Genomic DNA, 22448 nt, shown 5'->3' with positions numbered 1-22448 from the left:
TCAGTCCGGCATACTGAGCAGATTACATTTCGTCAAAAATAATATGATCAAGCCAACAGGCAAAGACGTAGCAAAGCATCTGCGTACATTGCTGCGGCACAATCCTCAATAAAACTCAGATGAAATGGCAGTAACAATACTGCCTGACACACATTGCAGTGTTACGCTTTAGGAGGTCGCTCAGGAACATTACTGATATGTCCTGAATGCGTAAAAGAAGTCTGAATGATTTTTTCAGAAGAGAGGCTGACGTTGTCTGACTCAACAAACGTCATCAGTAGTGCAACAGCGCCAGAGCAAACACCACAGTTGGCACAAGAACTACATTTGTTTTTAGAAACGCTGTTTGACAATGAATGAGAATGCTTCTCTGAAACCTTATCGGTGGTGACATCGTGGTGCTGTGAGTGCAATCCGTGTGGTGACATATTCACGGTAAACTCAGGATGGGATTCGACACCACACTTCACCATGGTCACTGCGGCAAGTCCTTGCAGAGGAATCGCCAACATCAGCATGCACAGTAATAATCGAACCAGTCTCGTCATAAGCCCGATTATATCTGAAAGCACCGCCTGATATTAGCGATTTCATCATGTAAGCCCTCAATTGAAAACGATGAAATTGAATACACCAGGCCGGATCTTCATCAAGAAGTCATCATAAGCAGATGGATGAATTTGGTCGATATCCAAGTATGATATCGCATAGGCAATTTGATTAAATAATCAGCAATGTCGTTTAAATTACTTGCCACAAAAAAACAGATGAATGTAATATCGCGCAGAATAAATGGCCAATTGCAGATGACACATTTCACTCCCAAAGCAACGAGGCTATTGCGCGTTGCATTTATCATATTATTAACGCTGACAGCAATCACTCTCACCACGTATACGCATGCGCAGGCAGGAGAGAAACCCCCGGTTCTGATTGGACTGGACGGGGAGTTTGGTCATTCCAGCAGTACTTCCGCAGAAGCCATCAAGCAAGGAATTCTGCTTGCAGCAGAAGAGATCAATCAACGTGGTGGCGTCTTGGGAGGCAGGCCACTGCAACTGATCGAACGTGCCAATCATTCTGTCCCTGCACGCAGCATTGCTAACATCAGAGAGTTCGCGACTATACCGGAGCTGGTTGCGGTATATTGCGGCCGCTTCAGCCCCACGGTGCTGAGTTCTATGCCCACCATACATGAACTTGGCATTCCCCTGCTCGATCCGTGGGCTGCTGCGGATGATATTGTCGATAATGGTTATTTTCCCAATTATGTATTCCGTCTTTCACTGAAGGATAGCTGGGCCGCGCTGACGATGATTGATTACCTTGAGCGGAAAGGTATTAAAAAAATTGGCTTGATGATGCTCAATACGAGCTGGGGCCGCAGCACAAAAAAAGCTGCAGAAGCTTATCTGAAGAAAAAAAGGCAGCTTTCCATCGTTGATACTCAGTGGATTAACTGGGACGACAAACAGGACAGCATGTTGGCCAAAATCCGCAATCTCAAGGAAAAAGGTGCGCAGGCGATTTTGCTGACAGCCAATGCGGAAGATGCAGAAGTTCTGTCAAAAGCCTTGTTATCCCTACCAGAAAATGACCGATTGCCGGTAGCCAGTCACTGGGGCGTCACTGGAGGAGATTTACCCAAACTTGTTGGCCCCAGATTCTTCCAACTGGATTTTGCTGTCGTACAGACTTTTTCTTTTCTCGATGGCAAGTCAGCTAAAATTTCAAAAATAGTCGCTGATCACAATAAGAAATTCGGCAGTAAAAGTGCACGGGACATTTTGTCTCCAGTCGGTGTGGCTCACGCCTATGATCTGACGCATATTCTGGCACAAGCAATCAATCAAGCAGGCAGCACCGATCGCAAAGCCATACGCACAGCCTTAGAAAATCTGAAGTACTACGATGGTCTGATACGTACATACAATCCGCCTTTTACGGCTAAACGACACGAAGCGCTGGAATTAAAAAATATCTTTATGGCTCGTTATGCGCCATTGGATGGCGCTTTAGAAAAAATATTTTCTCAATCTTCCAGAGCAAATAAATAAACAATATGCTGGGATCAATGTGAAGCGTCATCTGTCTGCCTGGCTCGGTCGCAGCATTGGTAATCGTATTATTCTTGTGAGTGTCGCTACTGCATTTGGACTGGTTGTCTTACTCGGTATCATCTCGTTTACACTATTTTTCTATCAAGCTAAAAAGAACGATAACGATCACACCAACAATAGTATTAATCGAATTGGCGACACATACGAATTCCGTTTATCAGCGATGGAGCATGCGCTCAGTCAGCTGGCAAAAAGCAGTTTGATTGTGAATGCGTTTGTGGATTCATCGGGGCGTGAAATATACCTGACGCCGATCTTGCGCGACTTCCGTTTACCAATCGACTTGCCGGTAAAACTCATCCTGTTTGATGCGAATGCGATGCCTTTCGCAGGCAATATGCCCGACCATCTCCATCTCGGTGAGGAACTGCGGCATATTGCGATTGAATCTCTGAAAACGGAACAGGCCAACATCATTCCGGTTATGAGTCAGCAACGTCACAACATCATACTGGCTGTACCCATTTTTTATCCGGCAGCCAAATCCTATGAAGGAGTATTGCTGGCCATTGTCGAAACAAATGCCTTGTTCGATTTACCAGGCAATCATCTGGATGCGGATGATTGCCTGACAGTCTCGACCATGCGTGAACCTATTTACAGCGTTAACTGTGATGCCAACCACATTCCGGATAAAGTCAGCCGCACTATTTTAAAAATGGGACAGGTAGACAGTAGCAGTGAAATTAACCTTGTCTATGCTGAAAAATCCAGATCATTTTTATTTCAACTATTACTTATCTTCTTGTTGTATCTGTTAATGGGCATCGTCGCGGTCGCTGCAGCTTTTTTACTGAGCCGCAAGGCCAGCGCTGTGTTTGTCCAACAATTTAAATCGATCAGCGATGCATCGGTGGCGCTGGCGTTGCATCCAAATGCACAAACGCATGTCACATGGAATCATCCCGACGAAATAGGTCAGTTTGTCGATACCTTTAATATCATGGTAGAAAGACTCCAGCATTTTCAAATGTCACTGGAAACACTGATTGCGCAACGCACTGACGAAATTCGGATAATTCTGGACAACGTTGTTGATGCCATTATCACCTTCGATCGACAGGGAAACATCCGCTCATTCAACCGTGCAGCTGAAACGACGTTTGATTATCAGGCGGATGAAGTCATAGGACGTAATCTCACTATCCTGTTATGTCAGACTGATACCACAGACGAAAAAACTGACTCACTCAAGAGAAATATTCTTTGTTTAGAAGGCACAGAATTAGCCACTGGACGACGCAAGGATGACAGCACATTTCCTGTCGAAATCGCGGTCTCCAGTAGCATGCAACATGATCAGCAATTATTTATCTGCGTTGTTCGAGACATCACCGAACAACAACGTATCGAAAAAATGAAAAGTGAGTTCGTCTCCACGGTGAGCCATGAACTCAGAACACCATTAACTTCTATTTGCGGCGCACTGGGACTGATTGTCGGTGGTGCATTAGGAACCATGCCTGAGAAAGCCAATCAATTGCTTGGTACAGCGCATAAAAATAGCCTTCGCCTGCGCAGCCTCATCAACGATTTACTCGACATGGAAAAAATCGTCGCCGGAAAAATGACATTGGTATTGAAAGAGCAATCATTGATGGCACTGGTTCAGTCTGGTCTCGAATCTATCGGGGCCTATGGTGAGCAATATAAGGTCAGTTTCAAACTCGTCACACATGAAGATGCGATGGTGAATGTAGATCGTGACCGACTGATACAGGTGTTGAACAATTACCTGTCCAATGCGGCTAAATTTTCACCACAAGGAAGTCAGGTCGATGTCGCCATACGCAAAATGCATCATGTCGTTCGGGTAGAAGTGACAGATAAAGGGCCCGGTATTCCTTCTGAATTCAAAGAACGTATTTTTCAGAAATTTTCTCAGGCAGACTCGTCAGATACAAGGCAAAAAGAAGGCTCGGGATTAGGCCTGGCTATCAGTAAAGAATGGATAGAGCGCATGCATGGTAGCGTGGGGTTTTATTCAGAAAAAGGACAAGGTTCGACTTTTTACTTTGATTTGCCTTTATGGCAGGTAGAAAAAACACCAGAATATCCAACAGCAGATACTGCGTAATGACGTATAGCTAGTGATCAGCCGCTTAAATACTCAAATGCTTCAATGATTTAAATATCTTAAAAATCATCGACCTTGTCCGTACTAACAGCGCTGGCATTGCTTCTCCCTGACCTTCAACATGTCTGGTCTGCGACACCAAGGTAATTCATTATTTCTTGGTATTCGACTCATCACTTTCTTGCGCAATGCAGTTATCGTCATGATGGTGGTGATGTTCTTTTGCATCGACAACAGCAGTTACTTCTATCTCAATTTTATATTCTGGTCTGATTAATTTTGCACCGACCGTCGAACGTGCCGGAGTGTGACCTTTGGGCACCCATTCATCCCATACCGCATTCATGGCCGCATAATCTCCGACTGACGTCAGATAAATACGTGCCGAGATGATGTTGGTTTTATCTGCACCGACATGCGCCAGCAGGCGATCAATGAATTTTAAGATTTCGCGGGTCTGACCTTCAATACCTAGCGATGTGTTTTCCGCTACCTGACCGGAAAGAATAATCAAGTTACAGCTTCCCATCTTTGTGACCGTCATTTCACTGAAGCGCGGTCCCATTTCATGCCGTACGATTACCATGTTATCCCCTGAATATGGATTGTTCATTGACTGCAGATAGTAGCGGATACCTTGTGTCACCATTACATTCACTATTACATTAATAGCGCTTCCTTACTACAGCAGCATTCCTTTGTCTTTTTACTTTGTCTTGTTGTAAAGGTCTGTTTTATTTGGTCGACAGATATGTCGTCTCATCTTTGCGGTTCCACCAACCGCCACCCAATGCCTGAAACAACGCGACGGTATCCGTTAGCTGATTGGCTCTGGCCTGTATAGAACTGATGCGTGCTTGCTGAAAAGCTTGTTCACTGCTGAGCAAACTGAGTCTGCTGATATCTCCTAATTGCAATTGATGTCGCGCAATGGATAAACTTTTTTCCGCAGCCTGTTCTGCTTTCAGATTCAAGCTGGCGGCAACGCCGTCATACTGTATTGCATGCAAGGCATCAACCACATTCTGAAAAGCATTCAGAACTGTACTCCGGTATAACGCGGCGGTCTGATCAAATGTGGCTTCTGCTGCGTTTTGCCGGTGTCTGAGCGCCCCCCCATCGAAAATCGGTTGCACAACATTACCTGCCAGAGTCCAGAAACCTGTCCCAGAAGTAAAAAGATCGGCAACCGAATGACTGGCAGAGCCATAGGCATTCATTCCAAGCGTCACGTTGGGAAGACGATTTGCGATAGAGACGCCGATCTGGGCGCTCGCTGACCGCAGCGCTTCTTCCGCGGCGCGTATGTCCGGACGTTGCTCTACCAGCATGGCAGGCAGCGCCAACGGCAACGGCGTCGGAAGTGTCAACTGATCCAGGTTGAATTGAACATCGATGTCGTCGCTCGCATATTGACCCGTCAGTGTTGCTAACGCAGTTCTTTGTGCGGCAAGCTGCTTTTCCAGTCCAGGCAAACTGGCCTGAGATGCTGCTAACAAAGCTTCCTGAGCAGCGATATCTGCTTTGGATGCCTGACCCAGACGATACTGCTGCTCAAGCATATCCAACAGCGCCTGCTGGCTGGCGACAATCTGCCGGGTCGCCTTGATCTGTTCGCGTAAAGCTGCTTCTGTAATGGCTGTATTGACGATATTGGTCGTCAAGGTCAAATAACTTGCTTCGAGCTGGAAGCGCTGAATCTCTGCCTGTGCTTTCTGTGACTCGACCTGTCGCCGGTTAGCGCCAAAAATATCCGGCGTGTAAGAAACCGTTACCTGCGCGGTATGAAGATTGTAGTATGCAGCGCCCGAAGATGCGGGGCTGGCCAACGTACCAGCAACCTTTTGTCGGGTCGGTGAAAACGTTGCTTCCACGGTCGGGAAGAAAGCCGCCTGCTGCGCAGCCATATTCTCGGCAGCACTACGCAAACTCGCCTGAGCCGCTTCAACAGTCGGATTATGTTTGAGGCCTTCCGTAATCAGCTCATTGAGCTGTCTGGAGTGGAACAGCTCCCACCACATCGCAGGAATATCCTTGTTTTGTACAATGTCCTGCACGATGTTTTGCCCAGCGGATACGGGTAGAGTGCTCATTGGCGAACTGCCAACTTGCGAGCGGAATGTATCTGCTACATAGTTTGCCGGCAGCTTTACATCTGGCCGAACATAATCGGGACCGACAGCACATCCTGTGATTAATTGCATGCTAGCCAGACAGCTCAGTACCAGCGACCAATAACGCCAGCGGAACTTGCAGGATAGCTCATATAACGTTGCCGCAATATAGTACGCTTCAGAGCCCGCGACATGGGTAGACGCAGCGGATGAAGTGGTCTGGGAAGGTAGCGTTAGTGTTTTGATCAATGGCATTATCGGTCACTCCGCGTACGAATATCCCATGGCTTGCTTTCAAAAAAACGTTCCATCGTAAAGTAAAAAGTAGGCAAGATAAACAGCGTCAGTAAAGTGGATACAACCAGTCCACCAACGACCACCGTTGCCAGACCACGCTGAACGTCAGTACCGACGCCAGTGGCCAGTGCGGCAGGCAACATGCCAAAAGAAGCTACCGTAGCGGTCATTAATACGGGTCGCAAGCGCTCTGTTGCACCAGCAATGATACTTTCCGCCAGCGACATGTCTTTACCGCGCATACGTCTGAAATTCGCCACCATGATGATGCCGTTCTGCACTGACACGCCAAATAAGGCAATGAAGCCCACGGCCGTTGCGACATTTAACGTTTGCCCTGTCAGATGGATAGCAATTAATCCGCCCAGCGTGGCTAGTGGAACAACACCCAAAATCAGCAACGCCTGCCGGATTTTGCCGAACTGAAAAAACAGCAACACGGACATTAAAATTAAAACCAGTCCCAGAATAAAGACCAACCGCTCCTGCGCCCGTCGCTCATTCTCAAACTGACCTGCCCATTCCAGACGTACATGTTGCGGATTGAATTTCACTTCCTTACCAATTCTGCTTTGAGCCTCCTCCAGATAAGAGGCCAGATCACGTCCACGATTATCAATACGCACGGTAATCTGACGTTCACTCGCCTCGTGGGAAATCGTACTTTCACCGGTCTGCAGTTGGATACTTGCTACCTGCGACAAAGGCACTTTGGCACCGGATGCACTGTTCAGAAACAGATTTCCTAACGCATCCGGACTTGCTTTATTCGCCTTTGGAAAACGTACTGTTAAGTCATAAATACGATCCCCTACATAAACAGTAGAAACTGGCGCGCCACCAACACCCGTCTGTACCAAAGCGGCAATATCTGCGGCATTGATGCCGTATCGTGCAGCGGCTTCACGATCAACTTTGACTACCAATTGTGGAATAGGCGGCTCCTGAAACAAGGAGGCAGAAGCCGTGCCACGGATCGATTGCAGAATATCTACCACCTGATTACCAATACGGCGATTTTCTTTCAGATCAGTGCCATAAATACGTAACACCAGTGGGCTATGAGCACCGCCAATGGCATCGTTCACGCCATCGATGATAGGTTGACTGATGCTGATGGAAAATCCCGGCATTCTGGCGAAACGCTCATTCAGACGCGCAATCAGGTCGGCCTTGGTTTCACCAACGGGCCACTGATCGTAAGGTTTCAAACCGACAGGAACCTCCATGTGAGAAGGCGTCCACGGATCAGTACCATCGTCATTGCGTCCCAATTGCGTCACCACATAGGCAATTTCAGGATATTCAGCCAGAGTACGGCGTAGTTCGGTTGCCATCTCGCTGGCCTTATCCATAGAAATGCCAGATGGCAGCTGCACTTGCAGCCACAAAGAGCCTTCATCCAGTTCAGGTAAAAATTCGCGCCCAGCCGTGCTGCCCAATACAAAGACAGCGACCAGTGCCGCTGCACCGACGATATAAGCAATAAAGGGGCGTGCCAGCATACCGCTCAATGATGCGCGATAACGTTCGGTCAGCCAGACCAAAGGCCGGTTATGAAATATCTTGCGCGGCTTGCGTAACGCTGCATAAGCAAGCCCGGGAATCAGCACCAAAGCACATAGCAGCGCACCCAGCAATGCATAGGCAACTGTGTATGCCATCGGTGTAAACAACTTACCTTCAGCACGCTCGAACGCAAATAAAGGAAGATAGGCGGCAATGATAATCAGAGTGGCAAAAAATATCGGGCGGGCAACCTGACCTGCCGTATTTAAAATATCATCTTCGCTCAGCTCCGCCTCCGGAGCCTGCTCTCTGCGCAGTAATATCGCCTCCATGACCACGATGGCACCATCGACGATAATACCGAAATCAATCGCGCCCAATGAAAACAGGTTGGCTGGCATTTTCGTTGCGCTCATCACGATAAACACCGTCACCAGCGCAATAGGGATCGCCACCGCTGCAACAATCGCGCTGCGCGGGCTACCCAAAAACAGGATCAATACAATGCACACCAGACCAATGCCTTCCAGCACGGTATGCGACACCTTATGCACTGTAAGTTTGACCAGATCATCACGATCAATGTAGGGAGCGATTCTGACACCCATCGGGGCCAGCTTTTTCTGTAACTGCTCTACCTTGGCATGTACTCCTTCCAGTACTCTGGATGGATTTTCATGTTTCAACATCAGGACGATGCCTTCAACGGTATCCGGATTAGCATCTTTACCCAAAATACCTTCACGCTCCTGATGTCCGAACTGTAATTTACCCAGATCACGCACCAGTACAGGCGAGCCATTATTTTGTGCCACTACGACCAGCGCCAGATCATCCAGAGAATGTATCTGACCAACACCACGAATCACATAACTTTGTTCGCCACGCGCGATACGCCCGCCTCCGGCATTCGCGCTGTTGTTGTTGACGGCCGACACGACGTCATTCAGCGTCAAGTTAAAACGCTGAAGCTGCACAGGATCAAGTTCAAGCTGGAACTGCTTGGTAAAACCACCAAAACTATTGACGTCAGCAATACCTGTAACCTGTTTAAAAGCAGGTATCACCACCCATTTCTGTATTTCTGATAACTCCATCAGATTCTTATTATCAGACTCCAGTGTGTATCTGAAAATCTCACCTGAAGGGCTGCTGATCGGCCCCAGACTAGCCTGCACACCTGCTGGCAAGCTCACTTGGCCGATACGCTCCATCACCCGCTGGCGGGCAAAATAATCTTCCGTGCCATCTTTAAAAACCAGCGTGATCAGCGATAACGCAAATGTACTGCTGGAACGCAGACTGACGACGCCAGGCGTATTGCTTAACACGCGCTCCAGTGGCGTGGTGATCTGTTGTTCAATTTCTTCTGCAGCAAGTCCCGGGACCTGAGTAGAAATTTGGACGGTGACATCACTGATGTCGGGATAGGCTTCAACAGCCATCTTCGTCCAGGAAACATAACCATAAACCGAGACGAGAATCGCGATAACCCAGGCTAGATGGCGGCGCCGGAAACATAGCGCAATGAGTTGGTTAATCATTGAGTAGTACTCCACCTCGCACAACCACACGTTCACCAGCATTCAGGCCAGCGATAATTTTGACGATGTCGCCGTCTTCGCTACCAGTCTCTACTTTGCGCCGTACGAAAGTCCATGGAGATACTTCGACAAAAACCGTCACGTTGTCATTATTCATTAACAATGCCGAGCTTGGCACGCTCAATTGGACTGCCTGCGGAACCGAAATAACCACATTGGCAAACATATTCGGTTTGAGTTTGCCGTTCATGTTTGGCACAGGAATGCGGGCTTTACTGCGTCGCGTATCCGGTTCCAGTACCGCACTGACAAAACTGATGGTACCGCGTAATTTCTGGCCTGGATAAGCAGGCATCGTCATCTCCGCCACTTGTCCTTTGTTGACATAGGCAAGCAGATTTTCCGGTACGTTTGCCGTGACCCAGACGGTATCGAGATCAGCAATCGTCATGAGTGGTGCATTCGTATCATTCAGATACGCCCCTGCACCTCCGTTCAAGGCAATGACCGTACCGGATACAGGTGCAACGATGCTGAGCCCCTGCGTTTTATCCGCACTTGCGGTACTGGCTGAAGTATGACTACCCAGCGCCTTCAGGCGTCCTTCGGCGCGATTGTATTCCGCATTAGCCTGTGCATAATTACTTTCAACCTGTTCCAGATCTTTGCTGGCATTCGCACCGATCGCATTCACACCACGTGCACGATCCAACATACGCTTCGCCAACTCCTTGGCATCACGCGCTTTTTCTGCATCAGATTGCGCCTGAAGTAAATCAGGTGAGTGAATGTAAGCCAGAACCTGACCTTGCTTTACCACGTCTCCGAGCCTGACCTTAAGTTGTGTCAGTCGCCCCGACAGTGGCGGTACGATATTGATCGTACGGGCAGGATCAGCCTCTACCGCCCCAGGAATGGTCACCATATGCTGTGAGGCAGCATTACTCACCGCCCGCACCATTAAGCGCTCTCGTAACGGCGAATTGGCAGGCACATTAATTTTGTCAGCCTGCCGGATAAACATCGGCACTGCTGTATCAGATACTTTTTTGGCATCTGCCAAAGCTGGTCTCCATACCACAAGACTGATCAATAACAGCGCTAACAATGCAGACATCAACATCAATACACGCCTTTGATAACAACTCAGGTTCGTATATCTCATTGGCAATGAATGCACAGAAGCGCGGATACGCATATAACTACTCCGTAACTTGATGGGTTAACTATTTTTATGATGCTATTGCTGCGATACAAAATCATATCCGGCACATCGTTTTTAGATTGGCTAGCACTATGAAGATAAAATTTGACTGGTTCATGACAATGTCATGATTTCGTCACATTGATATCATTGATTTGCTCCGCAGTAGAGTGGGCATCGTCCGGCGATATTCGCTTACCTGATCGACCTTTTCTACTCTGATGTATTTGATGCCCTACACTGGAATAACAGCGGCACAGAGAGGCAAGTTCCTGGAGTAAGTGCTGGGATAAACAAACATATTGAGTCCAAAGAATCGGCACGATCAACAACATCTTCATTGATCCAGCATTAAACACTCTGTAGCGGCTACAGGGTCAAGCAGATTTGTGGTTAACATGCATATCAATATTGTTGAAAAACACAACGTTAATATCTGGAAGCACGATGCTATACAGCATTTTGCAAACAGATACAGGTCACTCAAAAATGGCGCAATCCGCCTTTAAGTGGCACTAAGCTTCTGGAGTGTGTAAGAAAACTCCGAATGTTTTCAACTCATGACCAACAAGTGATATGTGCCCACATGTTTTATCACCATTCAGTTTAATTTCAACCCATATCAAAAAAGCATATCAGATAGAGCGATATAACCATTGTAACTAGTTGATGAGCATCAGAAAATCTCACCCTGATCAGACTTCTGAATATACAAACGACATAAAGCTATCAGCACTTCTTTCACTCCGAATGCTATTTGCATACGAGGAAAACAATGCTGAAACCGGCGAAAAACGACCCACCACTTATGTTGTTTACGTAGTTCTGTAAAACGAAAAAAGTACAGCGAATACCGACACTGAACATCGATCACAGAATAGCAATATTGCTCAGATAATTAAATTTCAAATAACGACAGGAGATACAAATGGCTTCCTCTACGGAACATGAACCAACTGGTCAGCACCAGACCAAGAAAGCGACCCTCAGTGGTTGGATAGGCTCGGTACTGGAGTACTACGATTTCTTTATCTACGCGACAGCAGCATCACTTATTTTTCCTCAAATATTTTTCCCAAAAGGCGATCCCAAAACGGCCATCGTTGCCTCACTGGCGACTTATGGCGTGGGATATGTTGCCCGCCCGATTGGTGCATTTTTTCTCGGTCATTGGGGTGATACCAAAGGTCGTAAACATGTGCTGATTGTCTGTATGTTTCTGATGGGTTTCTCGACAATGGCAGTCGGCTTATTACCGACGTATCAGCAAGTTGGTATGCTCGCGCCAAGCTTGCTGGTTATCCTGCGTTTGATTCAGGGTTTTGCTGTCGCTGGTGAGATTTCAGGTGCCAGTTCCATGATTCTCGAACACGCTCCGTTCGGCCGACGTGGTTACTATTCCAGCTTTACGTTGCAAGGCGTTCAGGTTGGTCAGATTCTGGCAGCGGCTGTTTTCCTGCCATTGTCTTACTACATGCCAGAAGAAGCCTTTAACACATGGGGCTGGCGTATCCCGTTCCTGCTTAGCTTTGCAGTGATTGTTGCTGGTTTTATCATTCGCCGTAAAGTAGAAGAAACTCCGGCATTTGCTCAAGAATCTCATACAGGAGTTCGTCCTAAAGCGCCTGTTATCCAGGCAGTCCAGCAAAACTGGAAAGACATGTTGCGTGTGATCTGCATGGCGCTGATGAACGTGATTCCTGTCGTGACTACGGTATTCGGTGCTGCCTATGCAGTTCAGCCAAGCTATGGCATTGGTTTCTCAAAAGACGTGTATCTATGGATTCCAGTATTAGGTAATTGTCTGGCTTCATTGGTAATTCCATACGTAGGAAATCTGTCTGATAAGATCGGCCGTAAACCGCCTATTATTATTGGTTCTGTTTGTGCCGGCTTGTTGTCTTTCGGCTATCTGTATGCCATCAGCATTCATCATGTACCGCTGGCGATTGTCATGTCATTACTGATGTGGGGCGTGGTTTACCAAGGATACAACGCGACTTTCCCAAGTTTTTATCCTGAATTATTCCCAACTCGCACTCGTGTGTCAGCAATGGCTATCTCCCAAAATCTGGGAACATTAGTGACCGCACTGTTGCCAGCATTGTTTGCAACGATCGCGCCTCCAGGCGCTACGAATATTCCTCTGATGATCGGTGGTGTGACTTTAAGTGTGACCATCATTGCAGCCTTAGCCGCTCTGAGTGCACGTGAAACCTATCGCATTCATATGAACGATCTTGGCGATCCAAATGCTGTGCCTGTCGAAAAACAGGAATACGACAGACTACGTGCCGAAAGTATCGCGAATACAAAATAAGCCATAAGTATTAAGTATTAATTATTAAGCAATAAGTAAGTGCATCAATCAGGGCCGGTAAATTTGCAAAAATTGACCGGCTTTTGCTTTTAATGATTCAATTCATTAAAAACATCTTGCGAATAATCACTACCAATGTAGGTAATATAAGATTTTCATCTTAAATACAACGCTTCCAGATGTCCATTCTGTCTCTGGCAAATATCTATTCATAAGAGAATCAAGAAAAATTACCCCAAAAATAAATCGTCCCACAAAATTCTGAGACTGAACAATGATAGGGATATATTTTTTCTCGTCTTTTTTGTTCGTCTGATATAGCTCTCAAAAAGAAAAAGCATGAGACTAAGCACATGCTTTTCTGTATCAGGGAAAGATTAAGACGACTTATAACTTATAGCTGATGCCTGCAAAAATAAATCTGCCAGATGCGCCATTCGGTGCAATAAATGAATAAGGATTAATGCCACTGGCGCGATTAGCCAACAAATATTTATCAGGATACTTATTGAAGGCATTTTGCACGTTTAGATCGATTTTCCATTTTTTGTTGAAGTGATAAGCAACACTGAAGTCAACATAGGTTTCAGCAGAAAAGACCTGGTCTGTATTTCCGTTTGCCGCTACCGATCCGGCAACGTCACCAACGTTATAGCGGTATTTGCCATATCGCGTGACAAAACCATCCAAATTCCAGTTACCGGTGGTATAGCGTGCACCGAGCACGATTTTATTGTTTGGCGTACCTGTTTCGGCATCACGTACTTTTGCGTTACTAACCGCAAGTAATGTCGCACCACCTATATCAACATAACGATGAACATTGCTGACCTTAGTACGAATATAGCTGGTCGCCACACTCAGCTCAAGCTGATCGGAACCAAGCGCTATCTGGCGGCGACCAATGATATCAATGCCATCGGTACGGCTATCCCAGCCATTAGTGTAATAGGACGCCTGAGTAAACCCATTCAAACCAGCATTATTAAATGCAGAAGAAACCGTGGCGCCCTGCAATGTTTCAGTTTGAATGATGACATCATTGACGTTCAAACGGTATGCATCGATCGTCAGCGAGGTAACGGCATCTGGACGAATCACGGTTCCCAGAGAATAGTTACGTGACTTCTCAGGCACTAAAGGTTTGGCGCCAAATGCAACAGCAGCCGGATCTGCCGGACGGAATTGTCTGGTTTGCCCCGGAGTCAAGGTACCAGTTCCGCTATTAGACCAGTTGCTTGTCGTTCCTGTACTTTGGAAACCCAATGCCGCCAGACTCGGCGCATGGAAACCCGTACTGACTGTTCCCCTCACCGCAATCACTGGAGAAATATCATAACGGCTGGTGAGTTTGAAATTGTTCGTGCTGCCAAAATCGGAGTAATGCTCGTAACGCCCTGTTGCACCGATTTTCCAGTCTTTTTGTAAACTGGCATCTACGCCGGCATATCCACCAACCACATTACGGGTGATCGAATTCGCATCTTGAGGCTTAATACCGGAAGTGGAAGAACCACTCGCTGGGATTCTGGACGTATCGCTGGCATACGCTGTTCCTGGATACAACGATCCCACAGTCGAACCAGCCAACGGCCCGCCTATGTATCCTGCTGCATCGCCGAGATCACCCGTTCCCCATTTTTCATGACGCGCCAGCAGACCTGCCGTCACACTGATCGGATCCTGTAAAGCAGAAACAGAAAAATTGTTCTGATAATCCGCTGTCAGGCTGGTGGTGTCGCTTTTCCATGATCCCAGATAAAAATGCGTGGGACTAGCTGCACCGTAAGATGGATTCACAGTGTTATAGGTATCACGTGAAGTTTCGTTCTGACCGTAACTGATAGCAACATCCAACTTACCAACCGCCGCGTCGTCAATACGCACCCCACCAACAACTGCCAGATCGGTCGCACGATAACTCATCAATGGCTGGTAACCATTCGGATATAAAGCGAGGACATCATTTTCCCCTAACTTCGTACCATCTGTGACCGTCAGATTTGTAGTAATTGCCTTAACCACACGTTCAGGATTAACGTAATTTGAACCTTCCTTATTCGCATAATTTGCCCAACCATAGGCCACTGTATTTTTGGTCAGCGGAATTTCAGCATTTGCAAGTACACTCCAATTATCGCGTTCTGACTGCCCCCATTGTCCATATTTTTTGTTGTAGGTGGTATTGCGTGCATCACCATTCGGGAAGAGTTGACGCCAGTCAGCTTCGCTGCGATCCACATTACTATTTTTTAACCGATCTGCACTCAAAGTCAAGAAACCATCCTGGCCTAATGTATAGCCAGACCATGCATTCAAGGAATTGGTCTGACCACCACCATCGCTATAACCACCTGTGTGCAAACTCACTTCGCCACCAGTGCCATTTTCGCGCAAGACGATATTAATCACACCAGCAATCGCATCTGAACCATATTGTGCAGCAGCACCATCCCGCAAGACTTCTACTCGGGCGACGGCACTTAACGGAATCGTATTCAGATCAACGACTGTTGCAGCTGGCCAAGGATCAGTACCAGATAATTGTGCTGAAGCATTACGCCGCTTTCCATTCACAAGTATCAGAGTATAAGCAGGACTAACGCCACGCAATGAGGCCGATCTCACACCCTGACCCTTTACAGCATTTTGTCCCTGCGGGAAATTAAACGAAGGATGCAATTGAGCCAATGCCTGATTCAGACTCACAGCACCGGTCTCTTTTAATTGTTGTGGTGTGATGACGTCAATCGGCGCAGAACTGGTCAACACTGTTGAAGCATATTTTGAAGCACCGAGTACGACTACACTGTCGAATGTCGTTTCGCTATTTTCAGCATCGAGCTGCTGGGCATAGACTGTCGCAAATGAAGAAGAAAGTAGTGTGGCAAGAACAGTTTTTTTAAATAAATGCTGCTTCATAAATACGTCCAAAAGTATGGTTAAAAATAATGGTATCTAGCGCTGCGCTGCTGCATTGCGCGATGATGTTCATTGAACTTTTTTGCAAATTCCATACCATCAGAACCCAACACCGACGATTTATTGATAAGCCACTGTTTTTAAAAACAATTGTTTCAAACATCCGTGCTACGTTGTCACTCCTTCGTCAAAACGAGCACTGCTGCATCTGAGCCATACCTTCTATTGTTTGTTGCAAAACCAGCACACACCATGCTGCAAAATCAGCAGTTGTCAATAATAGAAAGCAGCCATTGACACATCAGTGTTCTGCCGAGATTTCAGCCAGACTTGTGTGCAAAGTCAGTGACTCAAACCCATCACGTTACTGTTGATAAGCACACAGTCATACATCGTTTTGTTGCCCACGCATCAGTCAGACTGACATCATTTTTCATACCTGAAAAAGAAAATAAGAAAAATTATCCGCATAAAATCAGTTACTTGAATTCAAATGCAGAGGTATTTTCAGCTCCCAAATTCTTTGGCATGTCGATTGCTATCAGCAAGCATATCCCCCCACAGATAACAGGAGAAATTTTGGATACCACCATCAGCGCGACACGCAAAAATACACAACGGCCATCATTGCCATCGAGAATAAAAACAGCAGGCATGATTCATCGTAAAAAATATCTCACCTTGTGTGTATCAGCCGCTATCACCGGGTCTTCACTGTATGCATTCGATACCGCTTACGCTGCCGATGCAGCAGAAGCCAATGAGGCCGCCGATGTTGCTACCCAGATCGAACTGGGTAGCGCGTCTTCAGTGGCTTTAAAGAGCGTGACTGTGAGTGCAAGGAAGCGTGCTGAACTGATTCAGGATGTGCCGCTGCCAGAAACAGTACTCTCAGGTAGCGATCTTGCCCGAGACAGCGCAGTGACCTTATCGGATTTTGCTGGTAAAGCACCAAATCTCGCCGTCAGCGCAACAAATTCACGGCAAACCAGTGTGGCATTGCGTGGGCTTGGAAAAAATAGTGCTAATGAAGCGATTCAAAGTAGTGTGGGACTCATTGTTGATGGCGTCGTATTAACTCAGGCAGGCATGGCATGGTCTAACTACGTAGATCTGGATCAAGTGGAAATTCTGCGCGGTCCCCAAGGTACGCTTCAAGGAAAAAACACGACTCTGGGTGCGATTGTCATCACGACCAAAGCCCCAAGTTTTAAACCTGAATATACGTTTGAAGCAGGCTATGGTTCATTAAACACATTCGATATTAAAGCATCAGCCACTGGCCCGATTATTGACGGACTACTCGCCTATCGTTCCTCGTTTTACGCCAATGAAGGTGATGGCCCGATCAAAAACATTTATGCTCCTTTGGGCGGCACTTGGGAAGGACGAGAACGCCGCGGTACACGATTACAGTTTTTATTGACACCAGATGCTGATTTCAGCGCTCGTCTGATCGCGCATTACGATGCATCTAATGAACATGGAAATCTGTCTCCCTACATTCAGGATCCGACTACATTTTCCAATGGGGCTCCGCGCACAATTACCTACAGCAGCAGACTTGCAAGAGCATATTTTGGCGGCTATACACCGCTGATTGGTAAGGTAACTGCTGACTATGTTGATTTGAATTCTGCCGAAAAATTGCCTGTGCATCAAAGCGGCATTTCTCTCGATTTGCAAAAAAATTGGAATGGATACACCCTGACTTCCATCAGTGCGTATAGGAAAAATGACTTTAATTTCCGCAACGATTTTGATTACACCCATTTCAATATTCAGCAGTTATCCGGCACATTAGGAAACAGTAAGCAAATTACACAAGAATTAAGGCTGGCGTCACCGCTCGGTAAAGAAATCGACTATCAGATCGGTCTGTTCGCGCACAAGGCAGATTCTTATACCTTGAGTCGCAGTTTGTACGGACAGGATGCAGGTGCCTTCTATGCAAGCAACGCACAATATTCTGCATTGAATGCAGGGCAATTACAGTCCTCGTTAAATGGTGTATTCAACACGACCGAAACGGATCCTTCGTCGAAAAGTCTGGCTGGATTTGCGCAGGCAAACTGGCATGTGAATGACAAAGCTAATCTCACAGTCGGCTTACGAGCAACCAAAGAAACTGTCAGCACTATTTACAACAAAATTAGTACTGGTGGTGTAGCAGTCAGCGGTACGTCACTCGCCATCAGGCAAGCTCAGCAAGGAACGTTATATGGTTATGTTGATGCAGGAAGCGTGACCGATACATCAACATCCTGGCTCATCAATCCAAGCTATCAGCTGACAAAGGACGTTTTATTGTATGCATCAGCTAGCCATGGCACGAAATCCGGCGCTGTGCAACTCGACAGTAATGGCTTGCAAGCGAATGTGAAACCTGAAAATTCTCTCGATTTTGAATTAGGGGTAAACAGTAGCTGGCTGGATCGCTCACTGTTTCTTAACGCGAATATCTATCGGACCAAAATTTCTGATTATCAGTCTACAGCCACTATCGTCTCTCCTACCAGCTCAACTGGCTATGCGAGTCTGCTTACCAACGTCGGTGGTGTACTAGTTCGCGGAATTGAGCTGGACGGTGCGTGGAATATCAGCAATTCATTATATTTAAATTTTGGCGCTGCCTTCAATGATCCTAAATATGCGAGCTATACCAACGCTACATGCGCAGTTGAATTGAACGTGTCTACACCTTGCGACTTTACCGGGAAACAAGTTGCCAGCGCACCAAAAGTCACTGCCAATATCGGGATCGATTACAAAAAGTCATTAAGTAATCTGGGCGTGTTTCATGCATTTGGGAACGAGAGCTACCGTTCAAGAACCAATCTGGCAACCACTTTATCCGACTATACATGGCAGAGTGGCTACAGCGTATTGAATGGTGGGATTGGCATTATTTTCCGGGATGGAAAAAGCGAAATCAATCTGATCGGGAAAAATCTTCTGGATAAGCAATATGCGGTCAATCTCGGACAATATTCGAATTCTGCCGGCGTATCTAAATTTTATGGCGACCCTCGCTACATAGGAGTCGTTTTTAAAACAAAGATTTAATCAGTCACACATTTTTTGCCCTATCACCCCATCAAAAAACCATCACAGCATCTGTACAGAATTCAACAATAAATATGAATCATGTTGAGTTTTACGCAGTGTGCTGATGAAGATGAAACACAGAAAATCGCGATGGCAGCGTTATCTCATTGAGAACTCAAGGAATCATCTTCTTTTTCTGATTGGCACGATAACTGCATTAGACACAATGATATTTGCAAAAATAAAAACCGCTTCAACAACATCAATAAACACATTTAAAGGGAAACAATCATGAAAAAAATCATATTAATGATGGCAATTTCGCTGACCTCTGCTGTGCCATATACGTTTGCAGCAGATTCCCCTGCACCAACAGCTGCAGTTCAAGCACAGGCATTCAAAGCACATGTACTGAACCGTGCTGAACTGGATGCGCTAATTGCACAACCTGACAAAGTACTGTTCATCGATGTACGTCGCCCTGATGAAATCACTTCGATTGGCGGGTTTCCCGTCTACCTCAGCATACAGTCCAATGACCTGGAAAAGAAACTGGCATTTATACCAAAAGACAGACGCATCGTTCTTCTCTCCAATCATGCTGGTCGCGCTGGAAAATCGGCTGACTTGCTCAGCACAAAGGGCTTTGATGTAGCAGGTGCTGCAGGTGTTCAAAATTATGAAGCAGAAGGTGGAACGCTGACAAAGATCATTCCACCAGCAGCTAAACAAGCACTTAATACAGCAATCAAAACACAATAATTCGTTTTTTTTACAGGTAATTTTATGAAAAATACTTCACGCATTCTATCTATCATCGGACTCGCTGCCTTGATGATTTCCAGCCTTCCAGCAGCAGCTCACCACGCTTTTTCAGCAGAGTTTGATGGCGACAAACCCATTGAAGTCAAAGGTATCGTCACCAAACTGGAACTGATCAATCCTCATAGCTGGCTCTACCTCGATGTCAAAGGTGCTGATGGAAAAATCACCAACTGGGGATTTGAATTTGGCGCACCATTCAGTCTCAAAGAAAAAGGCATCACCAAAGCCACTCTTGCTCCCGGAACAGTCGTCAATATCAGTGGATTCCGTGCTAAAAGCGGCAAGGATTTTGGCTACGCTGTGACCACCACATTAGCTGATGGACGCAGTATCAAAACAGGTGGCGCGCAGGATGCACCTACTACAGCACCTGCAAATGCCAGATAAGGTTCTGGATATTTCAAACATTTGGATCTTCAGATAACAGGAGAATTTTTTGAATACAACGATCACCAAACGTACGAGCAATCGCCGCAGTATTGCAGCTCTGCTTTTACTCACAACCGCTATTATATTTTTGTGTGGCACTGCTCATGCAGCAGAAAAACTACCTCGCTTATCAAACGGCAAACCAGATTTTTCTGGTATCTGGCAAACCACTAGTTCAGCCAACGATGATCTGGAACCGCATTCGAATCGTAAGGACGCGGCACCCGGACCTGGAATTGTGGAAGGTAATGTGATTCCTTATCTGCCACAGGCACTGGAACAAAAAAAGAAAAATTTTGAAAACAGGGCAACACAGGATCCTGCCGTCAAAGGCTGGACTCTCGGAGTACCTCGCGCGGTGTATTACCCAGAACCGTTCCAGATATTCAGCCGTACAGCAAATTTAAATATTGTTCCGCAATTCGGACACTCGGTAAGAACTATACATACCAATGGAACCGAACATCCACAAGATCCAAATGACTGGTGGCTGGGTGATTCTCGAGGCCATTGGGAAGGAGATACTCTGGTTGTCGATGTGAAGCATTTTAACGATAAGACATGGTTTGATCACGCCGGTAATTTTCATAGCGATGAGCTGCATATTGTAGAACGCTGGAAATTTCTGGACACGAATACCATCGAGTATAAAGCGACCATAGAAGATAACAAAGTCTTCAGCAAGCCCTGGAATATCAGCGTCATACTGCATCGCCATAGAGAGAAGAATTTCCAGCTCATAGAAGACTATCGCTTCACACTGGACTATGACCAATTTTACCCACCTAAACCAGCGCCATAAGCAAACATGGATTCAGACACGGTTTTGGACATTAACAAAAATACGAGGGTTTTATGAATATAAAGAAAAGGCATTTACAAATTGGTCTTGCCGGATTGTTATTAGGATCGCTTCCATTCACAACATCTATTGCGCAAACAACATATCAAAAAAAATCTGCACAAAATTCCACCAATCAAGCGACTCCAGCAGCACAAGCTGGGAATGGTGGTATAGCACAAGAAAAATCGGTTCCTGAAATTGTTTCCGGTAATTGGACTGGCAAAAGGACTATCGATGGTCAACCTGATATTTCCGGACATTGGTCCAACACGATTGCTAACCATAACAATCTCACTGACCCGCAAGGAAAAATACCAGGTGAACCAGTAAAAGAAGGTTCGACTCAACGCCCACTGGGTGCAAGAGAGAGTCGCGCTCCGAGTCGCGTTTCAGATCCAGCTGATGGTCAAGTTCCTTTCCAGCCCTGGGCTTTAGCAAAGGTCAAGGAATTTCAGGTCGGCTTTCATAATCCAACCAAGCAAGAATACGTAGAGCCGCTAGCTCGCTGTGCTCCAGCGGGTATTCCCAAGTCTTTTTACTGGCATGGTTATGAGATCGCTCAGTATCCGGGTTACGTCGTTTTTTTCTTTAATTCAGGAACCAGGATCATTCACCTGGATGGTAAGCCTCACCTCCCTGACAATATTAAATTATGGAATGGAGATTCTCGCGGGCATTGGGAAGGAAACACGCTAGTGGTCGACGTCAGCAATCAAAATGGGAAAGCGTTATTTGGCCGCTCAGGTGAGTTCATCAGCGAAAACGGACATATTCAAGAGCGCTATATTTTTGATAAAGCCGGTAAGCGTTACAACTATGTTGCCGTTTTCACAGACCCTACCGTCTACACACGTCCATTTACGATAACGATACCTGCTCGCAAGTGGACCGAAAACGACAAAGCGAATGGATGGCATTTTGAAGTGGAACACGCCACCACAAAAAGCAAAGACGTCATCCTTGAACACTACGAACGCATCTGCACCGAGAACAATGGAGGATTTGGATTGGGTGCAGAAACTGGCAAACGATAATCATCGTCAATTCGTAAAGTCATCGAATTCACTTTAAGGAAAGTCTGATTAAGTTCTAATTTTCTTAAACTTCGAAACTAAGTGCCGCTCATTCATAAAACATGCTCGCGAGAGCATGTTTTATAGTGGAAATTGGAGCGAATGTTTCCAATTTTTCTTGT

Annotated in this window: 14 protein-coding genes; 8 read left to right on the top strand and 6 right to left on the bottom strand. The window is 46.3% G+C overall.

The features are described from left to right. Positions 1–161: 161 nt before the first annotated feature. Complete coding sequence (locus ACO0LB_RS12380) at positions 162–548, bottom strand: hypothetical protein (RefSeq protein ID WP_423049417.1); 387 nt, start codon at positions 546–548, stop codon at positions 162–164. A 258-nt stretch (positions 549–806) separates the two neighbouring features. Between ACO0LB_RS12380 and ACO0LB_RS12375 the strand changes: the two genes are divergently transcribed. Next, a complete protein-coding gene (locus ACO0LB_RS12375; protein WP_423049415.1) occupies positions 807–2057 on the top strand; it encodes an ABC transporter substrate-binding protein in 1251 nt (416 codons plus the stop codon). A gap of 19 nt (positions 2058–2076) precedes the next feature. Continuing rightward, positions 2077–4197, top strand: a complete 2121-nt coding sequence (locus ACO0LB_RS12370) for a sensor histidine kinase (RefSeq protein WP_423049413.1) — start codon at positions 2077–2079, stop codon at positions 4195–4197. 151 nt (positions 4198–4348) lie between these two features. Here the strand turns inward: ACO0LB_RS12370 and ACO0LB_RS12365 are convergent, their stop codons facing one another. The 4 genes from ACO0LB_RS12365 to ACO0LB_RS12350 all read right to left on the bottom strand — a co-directional run bounded on the left by ACO0LB_RS12365 (position 4349) and on the right by ACO0LB_RS12350 (position 10784). Next, a complete protein-coding gene (locus ACO0LB_RS12365) occupies positions 4349–4783 on the bottom strand; it encodes a RidA family protein (RefSeq protein ID WP_423049411.1) in 435 nt (144 codons plus the stop codon). 148 nt (positions 4784–4931) lie between these two features. Then, on the bottom strand, positions 4932–6566 hold the full coding sequence (locus tag ACO0LB_RS12360; RefSeq protein WP_423049409.1) for an efflux transporter outer membrane subunit: 1635 nt from the start codon (positions 6564–6566) through the stop codon (positions 4932–4934). Next, on the bottom strand, positions 6566–9661 hold the full coding sequence (locus ACO0LB_RS12355) for an efflux RND transporter permease subunit (RefSeq protein ID WP_423049407.1): 3096 nt from the start codon (positions 9659–9661) through the stop codon (positions 6566–6568). Before ACO0LB_RS12355 ends, ACO0LB_RS12360 begins: the two co-directional genes overlap by 1 nt. Beyond that, a complete protein-coding gene (locus ACO0LB_RS12350) occupies positions 9654–10784 on the bottom strand; it encodes an efflux RND transporter periplasmic adaptor subunit (RefSeq protein WP_423049405.1) in 1131 nt (376 codons plus the stop codon). Before ACO0LB_RS12350 ends, ACO0LB_RS12355 begins: the two co-directional genes overlap by 8 nt. Before the next feature lie 1009 nt (positions 10785–11793). Between ACO0LB_RS12350 and ACO0LB_RS12345 the strand changes: the two genes are divergently transcribed. Next, positions 11794–13185: an MFS transporter gene (locus tag ACO0LB_RS12345; RefSeq protein ID WP_423049403.1), complete on the top strand. Its 1392-nt coding sequence runs from the start codon at positions 11794–11796 to the stop codon at positions 13183–13185. A 387-nt stretch (positions 13186–13572) separates the two neighbouring features. Here ACO0LB_RS12345 and ACO0LB_RS12340 read toward each other — a convergent pair whose 3' ends face one another. After that, on the bottom strand, positions 13573–16107 hold the full coding sequence (locus ACO0LB_RS12340; RefSeq protein WP_423049401.1) for a TonB-dependent receptor plug domain-containing protein: 2535 nt from the start codon (positions 16105–16107) through the stop codon (positions 13573–13575). Positions 16108–16686: 579 nt separating this feature from the next. Between ACO0LB_RS12340 and ACO0LB_RS12335 the strand changes: the two genes are divergently transcribed. From ACO0LB_RS12335 to ACO0LB_RS12315, 5 genes are all read left to right on the top strand, one after another. Next, on the top strand, positions 16687–19173 hold the full coding sequence (locus ACO0LB_RS12335; protein WP_423049400.1) for a TonB-dependent receptor: 2487 nt from the start codon (positions 16687–16689) through the stop codon (positions 19171–19173). A 273-nt stretch (positions 19174–19446) separates the two neighbouring features. Further along, on the top strand, positions 19447–19917 hold the full coding sequence (locus tag ACO0LB_RS12330; RefSeq protein WP_423049399.1) for a rhodanese-like domain-containing protein: 471 nt from the start codon (positions 19447–19449) through the stop codon (positions 19915–19917). 24 nt (positions 19918–19941) lie between these two features. Then, positions 19942–20367, top strand: a complete 426-nt coding sequence (locus ACO0LB_RS12325) for a DUF6152 family protein (protein WP_423049398.1) — start codon at positions 19942–19944, stop codon at positions 20365–20367. A gap of 49 nt (positions 20368–20416) precedes the next feature. Continuing rightward, positions 20417–21211 (top strand): hypothetical protein, encoded by a 795-nt coding sequence (locus ACO0LB_RS12320; protein ID WP_423049397.1) that lies wholly within the window; start codon positions 20417–20419, stop codon positions 21209–21211. Positions 21212–21264: 53 nt separating this feature from the next. Continuing rightward, the gene (locus ACO0LB_RS12315; protein ID WP_423049396.1) at positions 21265–22287 is read left to right on the top strand and encodes a hypothetical protein; all 1023 of its coding nucleotides are present in this window, start codon (positions 21265–21267) and stop codon (positions 22285–22287) included. The last annotated feature ends 161 nt before the right edge of the window (positions 22288–22448 follow it).

Origin of the sequence: Undibacterium sp. SXout7W (assembly GCF_049339385.1) — a bacterium.
Taxonomy (GTDB): Bacteria; Pseudomonadota; Gammaproteobacteria; order Burkholderiales; family Burkholderiaceae_D; genus Undibacterium.
The sequence above is the reverse complement of the archived record's forward strand: the minus strand, read 5'-3'. Positions and strand labels throughout refer to the sequence as shown.